Genomic DNA, 13267 nt, shown 5'->3' with positions numbered 1-13267 from the left:
CAGTCGGTCGGGCCTGTCAGCCAAATTTTCGGGTAGCGGGCAGGGCGATGCGGCCGCAAGCCGAGGACACTTCGATTTCGACGCCGAACGCCCGCGAGCGGGTCGCGAATCCCTCGAGGATGTCTTGCGCCGCGCTTCCCGTGACGGCGACGGGCACCAGCCTGTCCGTTGCTGATCCGGGAGACTGAGTTTCGGCCCCGATCATGACGGGGAGGAGATCTATTTCTGCGAGGTTTCCGCTCGCATCATAGCAGCACGCGGCGACGATGCTTTGCCAGACTTCCGGTGGGTCCCATTCGGTTTCGTCGGGGTGGACGTGGAACAGGAAGTTTCCGAGGCCGTAAAAGATTGGGGAGCCATTGTAGATTTCCACGGCCTGGAGCACCGGAGCGCCGTGGCTGACGAACAGGTTGGCGCCGGCGTCGATGCACATCCTGGCAAAGGTCTGCACCCAGCGCGGCACGTCCTGCCAGCCTGGTTCCCAATGATGGTGGTGCAGATAGGCAATGACGAAATCGCCTTGTGCCGCCGCGTGCCGGATGGCGGACAGATGGACACTCGCGCTCCGCTGATCGACTTCGATCAGACGGCCGAAATCGGCGGCCTGCGCGAATACGGTACCGTAGAAATTGATCTCCTTGCCGGCCGACACCTCTACCGGGTCCTCCGGTTGCGCATAGTTGGCCAGTTCAAAGGGGGAGCTTTGCAAATGCGCGCCGAGCCTTGCCAGTCTGCCGAAATGTCCGTCCGGCACCCCTATCTTGCGGACGGTGTTCAGACGATTGACGCCGGGCCGAGCCGGTCGGAAGGCCGTGCGGTCTTCGGCATACATGTTGGTGGGACCAGGGCCCGCATCCATCGCAAGAAGCGCGACCTTGGGCGCGCCCAGCTGGCGGCGGCCCGGTTTCCTCGCGTCCGTCTCGTTGGCCCCGATGCCGGCGTGCAGGAAACCGCGCGCTTCCACCTCCTCCAGCGTCGACAGGATGCCGCCAGCGCCGAGATCGAAGGCGTGGTTGTTTGCGAGCGCAAGCGCGTTGAAACCGATGGCCTGCAATGCGTCGAGCACTTCAGCCCTGGAATATCCGAAGTATTTGCCCTTGGTCGGCCACCCGCCGTGCTTGCCCAGGATCGTCGACTCGAAGTTGGTGAAGACGATGTCGCCTTGGCGCAGGAAGTTTGTAACCGCGATGAAGCGTTCGTCTTTGACTACGTCACGGATGTCGTGCTTGATCAGGCATTGGCCGGTAACGACCGCGCAGAAATCTTTCATGGTGCTCGCCTTAAAGGAGGGGACGCTGGCGTTCCGGCCAGCGCCACGTCAAATGTCGAAGTCGGTTGCCGCCTATTGGGAGACGGCGGGTGAGATATCGCTCTTGAACCATTTCAGGCTCAGCGCTTTGATCGTCCCATCCTTGGTGGCCGCGTCGATGGCCGCGTTGAACTTGGCGAGCAACTCGGTATCGTCCTTGCGCATGCCGGTGCCGACGCCCGGCCCCCAGAGCCCACCCTTCAGTTCAGGGCCGAAAAACACCACATCCGAGCCGGCAGGCGTCTCCAGAAAATCGCGCCAGGTGAAATAGTCGGCGAGGCCGCCGTCGATGCGACCCGCGGCAAGATCGAGCTTCATGTTGTCCTGGCTGTCATAACTGCGAATGGTCACGACATCGCCCAGCATTTCCTTCACGACTGCTTCCGAATTGGACGAGCGCAAGGCTCCGATCGCCTTGCCGGCGAGTGTCGATCTGAGGCGCTCGATGGTTGCCTTCTCTTTGTCGCCGATGGTCGAAAGGTTGACCTTTTCCTTGGTGTCGCCGGCGTCGAGACCCAGGTCCTTGCGCACCACGAACTGGTTGAAGCCGGTGGCGTAGGGGATCGAGAACGCGATCGACTGCTTGCGTTTTTCCGTGATCGCCATGCCAGACATGATCACGTCGAACTTGCCGACAAGCAGTGCCGGGATGATCCCGTCCCAATCCTGCGGGACGAAGGTACATTTGATCTCGATCCGACGGCACAGCTCCTGCCCAACATCGATATCGTAGCCATAGAGTTGACCGTTCGCGTCGGTGCCGTCCCAGGGCGGCGAGGCGCCTTCAGCGGCAATCGATATGACGCGCTCGCTTTGCGCGCTCGCCGGGACTGCCGACATCAGGGATACGATAGAAACAGCAATAGCCAGGGGTATGCGCATGATGCACCTCTTCGTTGGTTGGATGGAAAGGGGAGCCCAGAACCTAGGCGTCAGGGCAGGGGCGTCGTGATCTCTGGGTCAGGTAGGGCGGGGCGCAATCGCGCCTTTCGTCGGCGAACCGGATGGCCGTCGGTCGACAGCCATCGCTCCAGCAACTGGATCGCTTTCACCGCGATCGAGGTGAGCGATAGGTAGATCGCTCCGGCGACGATGAAGATTTCGTACGGCGCGAACGTGGTCGACACCATCTGTCTCGCCATGCCGGTGATCTCAAGCAGCGTCACGGTGCTCGCGAGCGACGAGCCCTTGATCATCCCGACGATCTCGTTGCCGTAGGCCGGGAGCGATATCCTGAAAGCGATCGGGAAGGTGACCAGGCGAGCGATCTGGAAGCGTTTCAAGCCGAGAGATGTGGCCGCCTCGGTGACACCCTTCGGCACGGACTGGAGACCGCGGCACAGGATCTCGGTGGTGTGTGCCGCGCTGTTCAGCGAAAATGTCAGAAGGGCACACCAGAAGGGGTCGCGCAGGATCACCCAGAAGATGCTTGTTCGCACCGCCTCGATCTGAGCGAGGCCGTAGTAGAGCAGAAAGAGCTGAACCAGCATCGGCGTTCCGCGGATCACATAGGTGTATGCGAGCACCGCGAGCGAGAAGCCGGGACGTCCGAACGCGCGGATGAAGGCCAGCGGCACGGAAAGAAGAAATCCGGCCGTCAGCGACAAGACCGTCAGGGTCAAAGTGAGACCAACGCCCGAAGGCAAGACAACCAGTGCGTCAAATATCAAGCCGAGGTTCATGGGCCTTCCCTCCTACCGGCCGAGAGCCGGATAGCGCCGCTCAGTCAGCCGGATCGACAGCAACGTGACGGTGGTCAGCGAGAGATAGAGAGCGGAGGCCGCAAGGTAGAAAGTCAATGGTGCGCGCAAGGATCCGGCCCCCACATACGCAACGCGCATGATGTCGGTCAGGCCGACGATCGAGACCAGTGCGGTATCCTTGAAGAGCGAAATCCAGAGATTGCCATAGGCAGGCAGCGCCAGCCGCAGCATCTGCGGACCGATGACGAACATCCAGCGCTGCCAGGCGTTCAGCCCAAGCGACTTTGCCGCTTCGGTTTGGCCCGCTGGCACTGCCGCAATCGCGCCGCGAAACACTTCGGTCGCATAACCGCTGAAAATGACCGAGAGCGCGATAACCCCTGCGGTGAATGCGTTCACCTCGACATACCGGCCGGCGATCTTGCTGGCGAGCGTGGTTCCGCCGAAGTAGATGAGCAGGATAACGAGAAGTTCTGGTACACCACGGACGACTGTGGTGTAGGCGGCCACGACCGCGTTGAGGCGCGGCTTTGCCGTGCCCTTCGAAATCGCCAAAAACAGCCCGAATGCCGTACCCAGGCAGCCGCTGACAAGAGCCAGGCTTATGGTCACGGTAAGTGCGACAACAAACTGAGTAGTAAAACCACCCATGGGGCGCTTTCCTCGGCTCGCAATTGCCGCAGGATATGTCGGTCTTTATTGCCGAGACCAAACCATATAACCCAAGGTTGCGAGTTGTTATATTTCTAATGTGGAGTTAACTTGAGATACTGGCCAATTCTAACGCTTGAAATTACACACTCAATCTATAACTTTTATTATTTTATCTATAACGCGTCGTTATATACTGAGGCAGTTCGTTGCTCCCCAGGTTGGCGTTGTCTGCCGCCGGGTGGTTATCAGGGAAAGGCGCGCAGGGAATGGAGTTGTTGCAGAGCGACCTCAAGCTCCGTCAACTGAAGGTCTTCCGGGAAGTGTTGCGGGCCGGTTCGACAAGGCGGGCGGCGGCAGCGCTCGGGATAAGCCAGCCGGCCGTCAGTCAACATGTGAAGCAACTCGAGACCACGCTCGGCATCACACTGTTCAAGCGATCAGCCAACCGCATCGTCCCCTTGCAGGAAGCTTGGGAGCTTCTGCGAAACGTAGAACTTGCCCTGACGTCCCTGGATCGGCTGGAAGCGTCGATCTTCGCGATGAAGAACGAGGAAAAGCAGCGGATCGCGATTGCCGCGCCTTCTGTTTTCGGTTTCGTGACCTTGCCCAAGGTCGTGGCGATTATCCGCTCACAGACCGCTTCGAATGTCCGGTCGATTTCTGGAAGCTACGAGCAGATCGGCGAACACATCCTGGCCGGCCGCGCCGATCTTGGAATTTCGAGACTGCCTCTGGATCCAGGCTTGTTTGAATGGGCGCCGCTTGGGTCGGCACGAAACGTATGCATTTTTCATCCCGACCACCGCTTTTCAAAACAGACCTGTATCGAGGCGCAAGACCTGGCAGGCGAAACGATCGTCGATATCGATCCCCAGTATGCCGCCCACCAGATGAACTTCAATGCCTTGCGCTTCGCCGGCGTTGAGCCGGACATACTGGTGGAATTCGATTGCAACGGTCACGAAGCCGGATACGTTTCGGCTGGCCTGGGCATTTCGATCACAAACGAGATCATCGCACGTGAGTACGCGGCGTTTCAGCTGGGAGTAAGGCCAGTGGAACCGTCCGCGCTCTATCACTACGTAGCGATTTGGCAGAGGGGCAGGACCTTTTCCAACGCCTTGAATGTATCGCTCGAGGCGATAATCACAGCGTTTTCGAAGACGCCGACGAGAGAGCAACAGTTTCTCCAGACGTCGTCCTAGCCGGCCATGGTCTATTTCGGTTGGGACGTGCCGCATAAGGCCCAACCGGGAGGCTTTCTGCGAAGTGACGCGAATGGCTAGCCTGAACGGCCAAACCGATAGCGAGCGCTCCGCGAACGGCTGGATCGACGGCCCCTATCCGGCGCAGATGGTGCCGTTGGCCGTTCCCGAAGCGGTGCAGGAATTGGTGGCTTCCAGTCTAGAAGTCCAGTCTCGCCCAATGGGCGGCCCTACGCCGCCTTCAGCGCAGGCAATTGCGGGATTACGCTCACCAGGCAGGGTGCTGGTCTGGACTGGCACTGGCAATCCGAAAAGCGGACAGACCTCCCAGAGCGCCGGCAGCTTGTTGCAGAGCTTGCGCGCTCCACGCCGTCCTTTCATGGCGCGGCGAAGTTTCTGTGTCGCGCTCGCAGGGCAACAACTCGCCGCTCCCTGGATCCTTGGGGAGCGACGAGCGCGGGTTGCTACCGAACCTTCCGCCGTCGTTGAACTATGCTGGATGAGTCCAGCTACTCCAGATCGATTGCCCGCCGGCTCATGCTGGCGGGCTTTTTGCGTCAGCCGGGAACATTCCCGCTCCAAGGCAGTTCGGTCACACCCGGCTCGTTCTTCAGCGGTCCGGCCGGTGACCAAGATGCGTCCATGGTCGGCCCGCGCAGCCTCGGAAGCAGGCGCGGGCCATCCTCATCACAAAGCCCGCTGATCGGACCGACGGGCTTCTTCAGTTTCACCACGCAAAGAAAGGCCCGGTCGTGAACTGACCCCATAAAGTTGGACGGTTCATTGAGTTGGTAGGATTAATGGCTGGTTCCTGTATTGCACAGGGGCCAGCCCTTTCAAGCCCAGATTCCAATTTCCGGAACCATTCAGCGCCATGGATACACGCTCTGCGGGGTGGCTGATCAAGAGCCGATCTGCGCTCACATCATACTTGACGCATCCTCCCTGGGGGGATACCGGTGGGCATGTCCGAAGGCATCCATAGTTCTCATCCGGCTATCGTGAAGCGCTTAAAGCGCGCACAGGGGCATCTTGCATCCGTGCTTGGCATGTTCGAGGCGCAGCGATCCTGCCTAGACCTGGCGCGCGGTTTGATTCCGTGCCCGCTGACCCTTTTTGTCATGACCTTCGCGATTTCCAGAGGGGTGCCGGGAGCTGGAATTCTGTTCGCAATCACCATGATGGTGGGCGTGGCCCTAACGCTGTCCAGCGTGGCGGTACTGTCGATCTTGTTTCGGGAGCGCCTGGTGCATTTTTTCGACAGCAGGCCACGGCTGTTCGATACCATATCGCGAGCAATCGAAGGCGCAGCGGGCCTTGCCCTCGCCAGCGTAGCGGTCTGGCAACTTACGCCGGATAGAGCCACAGCTGTCCACAGACCCTCTCCTTTCTTAGGAAAAGGCGATGAGAAGCTGCGGCACGCAAGGCTGCTGGATTTCTGGGAGGATGATGGAAATGGCCGTGCCTAAGAAATAGCGCGCCACCTACGCCTGGATGTACGGCGCCCAAGCGCGCAAGGATGGCAAGGAGCGTGAGGCGCCAGCTTACTGGCAGGAACATGCCGATGCGTGGCTGCAGGGCTTTGACGGTGTGGCGATGGCTGGTTTTGGTAAGACCAAGACCGTCAAAGACGAGATGGAAGCCGAGGTCGACGAAGCCGCCGTCGAGCGGCCCGCCGAATAGCCATTTGGCGTATGCCGTATGGTCGTTTTTGATTGAAGAAAGGGCTTCGTTGGGCCTATAGAGATTGCGTTTACCATTGCCTTTTTGGGAGGATGCGATGGTTGCAACGCCCATAGAAATCGCTCAAGCGGCTACTGCGACTACGGCTACCTTGCTGAAGTGGCAGAAGTCCATGGAGGAACGCGCCACGTTTCGCCAGAACATGGATCAATCGCGCAGGGCGATCCAAGCCTCACGCGATCTGCTGAAGCGCCTTCGCCAACGTCATCGCGACGACATGGCGGAAAGTTCGGAAAATGCCAACCCGTCTACTGCGCCGATATCGCAACGCGCCGGCAGCTAGCGGGAGGTGATGGGTAAAGTTTCACTGGCCGTTCCTTGGGTGGGCAGGCAAGTTAAACTTTGTCAACGAGCGGCCTTTTTCGCGCTCGCGGAAGCGCCACGTGGCTTTCGACCAGGCGCACGTGCTCGGCCTCGACAGTCACCAATGGCCGGAGGCTGACGGTTACCTTGTCCCCGTCGATGCGTGTGACAGGGCCGATCAATTTCATATGCTGGCCAATCACAGCCTTCGAAGTCGAATCGACAACAGAATGCGGGAAGTCGTAGGAGGGGATCGTCACGCTTATGCGATCGGGCGTCACGCGGCCGCGCACAATCGCCGTGACTGCGACCTCGTCGCCAACTTTGATACTTCCCCGAGCCATGCCCAAGACTTTGGAGCAGCCGGCGCCAGCGTCAAGATGAGGGGGAGCTAATAAAACCCCTCCGCGCCGCGATGCAACATCCAGCGCTAATGCGGATTCCACCTGAAAGATCGATTCCCCAGGTCTTATAATCCGTAATTAGCCTGTTGGAGGTGGAGGGAACTGCGATGGGCGGCACAGTTCAGAACACAAACTCAGACAGTGTGGAGTGGCCGAAGCCTGCTGAGAACGGCTGGTCCGCGTTATAGAGAAGGGCAAGGAAGACAGCCGATCGAGCTCGAATCTTATGCCATGGCCTCTGAGGAAGGCCAACGGATCCGTCTAATCTCGAGAAGTTCGGTCGCGAGGCTTTGCCGGTCCTGTCCCATTCCACTGGATGAACTGCGCGTTCTGGCCGGTGATACGAGCCTTTGAGCTACGGCCGAGTATGGTGAGGCCACGGAGACGATCCGGATCGAAGGGCAAGGAACAGCTTGCCTGCCCCCTTCAGCATTTGGACTTAGGTCTGATTGCTCCGCGTAAATGGCCGAAGCGGAAACATTTCTCCTTCTACTTTGTTGCAGTGGCCGTGCCGCTGAGGAGAACATGCACAGCGCCTCTATCAAATGAACTGCGCGACGTACCTTTAGAATTCCAATGCCCCTCCTGTTCACGCCGTATGGTGAGAAGGGGATCCTGGCTGAAAACGATTGCCGGTTTCAAATGCGATAGTTGCAGGTCCAGAGTGCGGATCGGCTACGAAGAGAAGCTGGCCATATTCGAGCGGCACCTTAGAAAGGTGAGCGCCAGCACAAAGTCAGTGAACAACCGCCCTTGTTAGCGGCCGCTTTAGAGATCGGGTGCAGTGGGTACACGGGCTTTTCCCCGCTATCCTTTTTTCTCCCGGCCCCGCCACCGTCTATTATCGGCGGCTAGGCCGCTATCACCTTCTGAGCGGGCTAGCGATGGAGTGCCTTGGACGGTGAAAACGATTCCGGCATCCTCAAACGCTTTGCGGATGGCGGCGATGTTGTGGGGCCGCGGTTTCCTGTATCCGTTCTCAAGATCGCTGATCACCATCTCGCTAAGATTGGCCTTGGCGGCAAGTCGCACACGCGGCCAGTTCAGTAGGGCTCGTGCTGCTCTGACTTGATCTGCTGAGAGTACGGTTCGGCTGTCCATAGCCAGTCGAACATTTAGTATCGCTAAACTGTTCCCCTTGACCTTATGCGATTTCTAACGGTGTGAGGCCGGCCTGTCGCAAGCCGTCATCGATTGTGGCTGCAACCTTTCGGACGGTTGTTACCTCGGCACCAACAAGACGTGCTGCCTGCATTCTTGCTTGGAGATCAGCCAAGCGGGCAACCAGGGCTTGCGTCCTCTCGAGTTCAGGGTTCGTCATGTTCATTGTCCAGCTGAGTGGCAATTTGAGTTGTCCGGCTGAGTAGCGTTTGAATGCACACACTCGCCACCCAAGGGTGGCGAGCGTGGGTTCGTTCGAAATCTCAGTCGTAAACTTTCACGATCTTGCGGGTGCCCGGATCTACCAGGACCGTGCGGTTGTCGACCACCACGTAACGGTATTTGACGTTCGGGACCTCGTGGATCTCCACAGTTTCCGGCAGAGCTGTCCCGACGTTCAATTCCACGCCGGGAAGGTTCACCGAAGCCAAGGGCTGCTTCTTGACATACTCACGGATGACCGTGTCCTGTTCCGGCTGGATGATAATGTCGTCAGCGGCGGCGGAGCCGATCCCCGCCAAGAGCAACATGGCTGCGGCGGTGTTCACAAAGTGCATCTTCATATCTTCTCTCCTGCAAGGACCGGCACACGACGACCATCGTCCCGCACTGCCCGGCAACCAACTTTGAACCGGGGTAAACGTTCCCGCCTACGCACCTTTGTCTAATCCGATTGGTCTAAAGTCCGACCGTACAACGCAATGGTCTTACCTTTGGACTAGGCGGAACGGATTAGGGCTTCAGCCAGTTGGTTCTCCACAACGGGAGAGAACAAATGGATCAAAGTGTTGGCCAGGCGCGATGGTTGCTCGCACCGATTTTTGCAACAGCCGTTACCTTTCTGGTAATGGCGGTCGTCCTTAGCTGACATGTCTTGGATCGGCGCAGCCAGGTCCCTTCCTGCGCTGATAGGATTCGCGAGTTGCTTGAGCGGCTGGCGAATCCTCTATTTTACCGTGCGCTGGGCCTGCTCCTTCAGCAGGCGGGGCGCTTCGTTCAGCTCATGTAACTTGGGAGGTTTACTATGGATCGGCGATCCTTTTTGACAGCGATATTTGGCGTTGCAGGGGCAGCAGCCTTTGCAAGCGCGGTCCGGCCTATCAACGCATTGGCCGGTGTTCCAGCGGCAAAAAGCGGCATTCTCGAAGAACTCGACGCGCCAGACGCCTTCGACAACGAAGGTACTCACGCGGAAGTGGAGCCGGTCAACCATCGGCGCTACTACGACCAAGATTACGACCAAGATTACGACCCAGACTACGACCCAGATTACTACCACCGGCGCCGCCGCCGCCGGCGCGGCTGGAGAAGAGTCTGCCGTAGTTACTGGCGACACGGGCGCCGTCGGGTCCGGTGCTATCGCCGACGTGGTCCTTCGGTCGTCTTGCGATTTTAGCCAGTTGGCTGCTTCTGCCCATGGCCCGTTCCGGCTGATGTGCTGAGAACGGGCCGGTACGATTCCTTTTTCGTGGCAAACGCAATCCATCTGTCCAAGGGCACTCATCAGCAGGGCCGATGGACCTGACTTACAGCTTGGTGGTGTCGCTGTGGTGCGCCAGGAGCGGTCTGACGATCCCTCTTCTGCAGCCCTTCGGCTGCCGCCAGCCTGGGAAAGCTTTTCGGAACGTTTGGTTCTGGCCGTTAGGCCACGGGGCCAAGCTCAGTCATCAGGACACCCCGCAAGCGATGAGCAGCGGGGCCTGGCAAGGCCCGGCGACCTCCTTTTGACATACGGGGAGAAACCAAGAAGGGCGCCGAGCCTAACCGGCGCTGCTTTCAGGGAGACGACGTCGGACGAGATGAGAGTAGGCGATAATGCTAATCTCTGCGAACCATGCGAATGAAGGAAAGCCGTGTGCGATTCTTCGCTATCCAGCCACGAACCTCTGCCTTTCGGACATGGCGGTCCGTCGCTCGATCGAAGATGAAGAACGCCTGATGTAGCTGCTCGACTTCGTAGAGCCCGACCCGGATCTCGAACCCTGTCTGGCCGGTGGCATCGAAGTCAACGGGACCGATGACAGGGAAGGCGACGACGATGGCGAAGCGGACGACGAGCGCGAAGCCATCGATGCCGAGTATGGCTTCATAGAGGGAGGGCAAGGCCTATAATTGTCCGGTCGAGAATGAATAGCCCGCTGCCTCACGGTGGCTGGCTTCAGTTTTTGTGTGGCACGATGTAGCGACTGCTCACCGCACCCGCCCCTGTGCCCCGCGTGACGACAATCGTGCTATACCCGGCTGGAACGGAACCTGTAGCGGAGGGATCAATCGAACTGCATCGCCCCACGATCTCCCCGTTGGGAGCGCCCTCGAGCCTCACGGCTAACGCCAACTCGCATGTCTCAAGGGATCCGAACATGGACGGTGATGTATCGAGTGGCTTGCAGACTCCCTGGGCGGGACTGCAAGAAAGCAAAATCATCACAGCTGCAGTTGCCGGATCCATTCGTGAAGCTCCGTTGTTCGACGAGCCTCAACGCGGAATAGCGAGCTTTGTTTCGCAGGTGCTAAAATATGAGTTTTCTGGTCTGGCTCACGGTGGCGGACTTTTCATTGTCACAGCTTTCGAGTTCAGCAGCGTTGTGGAAGCAGTCCGCTGCGCGCGTCAAAACGCTATTGCTAAGCACAGTGCCGGGGTGCCCGATATCGTCGCATTGAGTTCCGGATTGGCATTCACCTGGGTGACGTCGTGCAGGAGCACGATGGCGACCTGATGGGTAGTGGCGTCAACATCGCCGAGGGTATCCGGGTTGCCCGGGCGTAGCGGCTTTGAAGCCGCCGATTATAAGTATTCTCGCCCTGTGGCCGCCGATTCTGCGAATTAAGGATTGGACGAATAGGCATGGGGGAAAAAGGCCGTTATTCTAAGTTCTCATTCACCCTCGATGCAGGAATAACGAGATCACGGAGTAGGAAAATCGCATGCTGTGCGGCGGAGGTGCTGACACGGGCGAAATTCACACCCGCTCAACGACAAGCGCCCATCCGCTGTCCCGATGGACGGTGGATAGAGTTTTGGTGCCATGAGCCAAACCCACACATTACAACCGTCATCTATCCGCTTCCCGGTACAGCCGCGGCTCGTGCCGGCGGTCAAGGCGGCGCGTTATCTCCACCTGACGCTGCGGGAATTCATGGAATTGCTGCCCGCGTTGCAGGATCAAGGCTTTCCCAAGGCCTGCCCAATCACCGGCAACTACGACATGGTTGCGATCGACTCCTGGCTCGATCGACGCTCGGGTCTTGCAGGATCGGGATCCGGCGGGCAGTCTAGCATTGACATTGCAAGAGCGAGGCTGGCGACGCTTGGGTAAGATCAAGTTGAAGCACTACGTCATCCGTAAGGGCAGGTACGGCTACTGGCTGCCGACGCCGAAGATGGTCGAAGCTGGCTTCAGATGCATTTCCTGTGGAATCGACGGGCCTGAGGCTTGGACGATAGCCAGGGAGTGGGAAGACCGCTGGCAGGAACTCCGCAAGGGCAAGGAGCCGTCGCGCCTGCATGTATGGCCAAAGGATTCCATCGGAGACGCCTTTGCACGCTATCGCCGCATGGATGCATGGAAGCGCAAGCCACCGCGCACCCGCGAGGATTGGGAACGCGGCTGGACCTTCATCGAGCCGTACTTCGCCGACCTGCCGCCAGCCGACATCACCCTCGAGCTGCTCGACGACTGGTATGGCCGTCTGCTCCGGGTCAAAGGTGTCGACATCGCCTACCGTGCCGTAAAGACGTGGCGTTCGCTCTATAATGTCATGGCCGGCATGAAGCTATGCCCGCCCGGCTCCGACCCATCGCAGGCGATCCGCCGCCAGACGCCACCACCGCGCCACCAGACCTGGACGGCAGGCGAGGCGGTGCGCATGGTCAAGGGCGCCTGGCGCGCCGGCTACCGCGGACTGGCCTGCATCATCGCCGTTGCGTGGGACACGAGCTTCTCACCCGTCGACGTGCGCACGCTCACACCGGCGCAGGCAATGCAGACAGCACAGGAATGGGGTTTTCTGATTGCACGCAGCAAGAGTGGCGAGGCGGCTTTCGGCACGCTGTCGTCACGCACGCAGCGCCTGGTGCTGGCCTATGTCGAATCACTAGGCGTCACCCTGCTTGACGATGCGCCGATCTTTCGCTCGCGCGGTTTCGCGCCGGGCCCGAAGGGCGGCCGGCCGCGCGCCGGCGTGCCTTACACCAAGGATTCTCTGGTCGACGACTTTGCCGATCTGCGCACGCTGGTGTTCGGGACATCGGAGAAGCGGCGGCTGATGGACATGCGGCGTTCCGGCGCGGTCGAGGCAAATGCCGGAGGCGCGTCGGTCGAGGCAATCTCGGCCAAGATGGGCAATTCGATCGACGGGAACAAGGCGCTGCAGAAGACCTATATGCCGGTCAATCTGGCCGCCGTCCGCTCAGCTGACGCCAGCCGCCGCAAGGGCAGAAAGCTGCTTGGCCTGGAACGGAACGAATACAGAAAGTTGAAACTCTCCGCAGAATGAGAGTTGAAACTTTTCAAGGGGCGGTAGCTAACCCCTTGAAATTAATGGCGCGAGTGACGGGGCTCGAACCCGCGACCTCCGGCGTGACAGGCCGGCACTCTAACCAACTGAGCTACACCCGCGCATTGGACGAGCACGTATCAGCCGTGTTCGTCGTTGGGGCGGTGGATAAGGGGTTCGCCACCGGGTGTCAAGCGCAGCTGGACAGCATAGACGCAAACAGGAGAAGGTTTTTTGACAGGCGGCACTTTGCCCGCGAAAACCACTGTGCGGCTAAGCTCGCAGCTG

General features: G+C 59.4%; 12 protein-coding genes, 1 tRNA gene and 2 pseudogenes. 7 read left to right on the top strand and 8 right to left on the bottom strand.

The window, feature by feature from the left end; translation table 11 throughout:
* Positions 1-16: 16 nt before the first annotated feature.
* The 4 genes from NKI37_RS01910 to NKI37_RS01895 form a co-directional block, all read right to left on the bottom strand.
* Positions 17-1270 carry a CapA family protein gene (locus tag NKI37_RS01910; RefSeq protein WP_352458985.1) on the bottom strand — a complete coding sequence of 418 codons (1254 nt, stop codon included), beginning with the start codon at positions 1268-1270 and terminating at the stop codon, positions 17-19.
* Between the two features lie 72 nt (positions 1271-1342).
* The gene (locus tag NKI37_RS01905; RefSeq protein ID WP_352788225.1) at positions 1343-2191 is read right to left on the bottom strand and encodes a transporter substrate-binding domain-containing protein; all 849 of its coding nucleotides are present in this window, start codon (positions 2189-2191) and stop codon (positions 1343-1345) included.
* 50 nt (positions 2192-2241) lie between these two features.
* Positions 2242-2991: an ABC transporter permease gene (locus tag NKI37_RS01900; protein WP_023694078.1), complete on the bottom strand. Its 750-nt coding sequence runs from the start codon at positions 2989-2991 to the stop codon at positions 2242-2244.
* A 12-nt stretch (positions 2992-3003) separates the two neighbouring features.
* Positions 3004-3663 carry an ABC transporter permease gene (locus tag NKI37_RS01895; RefSeq protein ID WP_023683618.1) on the bottom strand — a complete coding sequence of 220 codons (660 nt, stop codon included), beginning with the start codon at positions 3661-3663 and terminating at the stop codon, positions 3004-3006.
* 269 nt (positions 3664-3932) lie between these two features.
* On the opposite strand from NKI37_RS01895, the gene NKI37_RS01890 reads away from it, so the two are divergent.
* The 4 genes and pseudogenes from NKI37_RS01890 (at position 3933) to NKI37_RS01875 (ending at position 6897) form a co-directional block, all read left to right on the top strand.
* Positions 3933-4871: a LysR family transcriptional regulator gene (locus tag NKI37_RS01890; RefSeq protein ID WP_352788227.1), complete on the top strand. Its 939-nt coding sequence runs from the start codon at positions 3933-3935 to the stop codon at positions 4869-4871.
* A gap of 965 nt (positions 4872-5836) precedes the next feature.
* Positions 5837-5965 (top strand): annotated as a pseudogene (locus tag NKI37_RS01885) (metal-sensing transcriptional repressor); the annotation flags it as partial.
* 400 nt (positions 5966-6365) lie between these two features.
* Positions 6366-6554 carry a hypothetical protein gene (locus tag NKI37_RS01880; protein WP_023699951.1) on the top strand — a complete coding sequence of 63 codons (189 nt, stop codon included), beginning with the start codon at positions 6366-6368 and terminating at the stop codon, positions 6552-6554.
* Positions 6555-6651: 97 nt separating this feature from the next.
* A complete protein-coding gene (locus tag NKI37_RS01875) occupies positions 6652-6897 on the top strand; it encodes a hypothetical protein (protein WP_023723634.1) in 246 nt (81 codons plus the stop codon).
* A 1231-nt stretch (positions 6898-8128) separates the two neighbouring features.
* Here NKI37_RS01875 and NKI37_RS01870 read toward each other — a convergent pair.
* The 3 genes from NKI37_RS01870 to NKI37_RS01860 all read right to left on the bottom strand — a co-directional run bounded on the left by NKI37_RS01870 (position 8129) and on the right by NKI37_RS01860 (position 10585).
* Positions 8129-8422 carry a helix-turn-helix domain-containing protein gene (locus tag NKI37_RS01870; RefSeq protein ID WP_081725558.1) on the bottom strand — a complete coding sequence of 98 codons (294 nt, stop codon included), beginning with the start codon at positions 8420-8422 and terminating at the stop codon, positions 8129-8131.
* Between the two features lie 323 nt (positions 8423-8745).
* Positions 8746-9045, bottom strand: coding sequence for a DUF1236 domain-containing protein (locus NKI37_RS01865; RefSeq protein WP_023669226.1), 300 nt, complete (start codon positions 9043-9045; stop codon positions 8746-8748).
* 1255 nt (positions 9046-10300) lie between these two features.
* Entirely contained in the window at positions 10301-10585 is a 285-nt protein-coding gene (locus NKI37_RS01860; RefSeq protein WP_023694089.1) for a hypothetical protein, read from the bottom strand.
* A 467-nt stretch (positions 10586-11052) separates the two neighbouring features.
* Here NKI37_RS01860 and NKI37_RS01855 point away from each other — a divergent pair.
* The 3 genes and pseudogenes from NKI37_RS01855 to NKI37_RS01845 form a co-directional block, all read left to right on the top strand.
* A pseudogene (locus tag NKI37_RS01855) lies at positions 11053-11246 on the top strand (adenylate/guanylate cyclase domain-containing protein); the annotation flags it as partial.
* 262 nt (positions 11247-11508) lie between these two features.
* Positions 11509-11799, top strand: coding sequence for a hypothetical protein (locus NKI37_RS01850; RefSeq protein WP_023690232.1), 291 nt, complete (start codon positions 11509-11511; stop codon positions 11797-11799).
* On the top strand, positions 11792-12979 hold the full coding sequence (locus NKI37_RS01845) for a site-specific integrase (RefSeq protein WP_352788231.1): 1188 nt from the start codon (positions 11792-11794) through the stop codon (positions 12977-12979). Before NKI37_RS01850 ends, NKI37_RS01845 begins: the two co-directional genes overlap by 8 nt.
* Positions 12980-13024: 45 nt before the next feature.
* Here NKI37_RS01845 and NKI37_RS01840 read toward each other — a convergent pair.
* Positions 13025-13101, bottom strand: a tRNA-Asp gene (locus NKI37_RS01840).
* Positions 13102-13267: the final 166 nt, after the last annotated feature.

This window comes from Mesorhizobium sp. M0626 (genome assembly GCF_040320665.1).
Classification (GTDB): domain Bacteria; phylum Pseudomonadota; class Alphaproteobacteria; order Rhizobiales; family Rhizobiaceae; genus Mesorhizobium.
Note: the sequence above shows the minus strand (reverse complement) of the source record. Positions and strands in the feature narration are given on the sequence as shown.

Excerpts from the sequence above, each read along its gene's own strand:
- NKI37_RS01910 (WP_352458985.1), bottom strand. The coding sequence starts at position 1,270 with ATGAAAGATTTCTGCGCGGTCGTTACCGGCCAATGCCTGATCAAGCAC.
- NKI37_RS01895 (WP_023683618.1), bottom strand. The coding sequence starts at position 3,663 with ATGGGTGGTTTTACTACTCAGTTTGTTGTCGCACTTACCGTGACCATA.
- NKI37_RS01850 (WP_023690232.1), top strand. The coding sequence starts at position 11,509 with ATGAGCCAAACCCACACATTACAACCGTCATCTATCCGCTTCCCGGTA.
- NKI37_RS01890 (WP_352788227.1), top strand. The coding sequence starts at position 3,933 with ATGGAGTTGTTGCAGAGCGACCTCAAGCTCCGTCAACTGAAGGTCTTC.
- NKI37_RS01900 (WP_023694078.1), bottom strand. The coding sequence starts at position 2,991 with ATGAACCTCGGCTTGATATTTGACGCACTGGTTGTCTTGCCTTCGGGC.
- NKI37_RS01870 (WP_081725558.1), bottom strand. The coding sequence starts at position 8,422 with ATGGACAGCCGAACCGTACTCTCAGCAGATCAAGTCAGAGCAGCACGA.
- NKI37_RS01865 (WP_023669226.1), bottom strand. The coding sequence starts at position 9,045 with ATGAAGATGCACTTTGTGAACACCGCCGCAGCCATGTTGCTCTTGGCG.
- NKI37_RS01875 (WP_023723634.1), top strand. The coding sequence starts at position 6,652 with ATGGTTGCAACGCCCATAGAAATCGCTCAAGCGGCTACTGCGACTACG.
- NKI37_RS01905 (WP_352788225.1), bottom strand. The coding sequence starts at position 2,191 with ATGCGCATACCCCTGGCTATTGCTGTTTCTATCGTATCCCTGATGTCG.
- NKI37_RS01880 (WP_023699951.1), top strand. The coding sequence starts at position 6,366 with ATGTACGGCGCCCAAGCGCGCAAGGATGGCAAGGAGCGTGAGGCGCCA.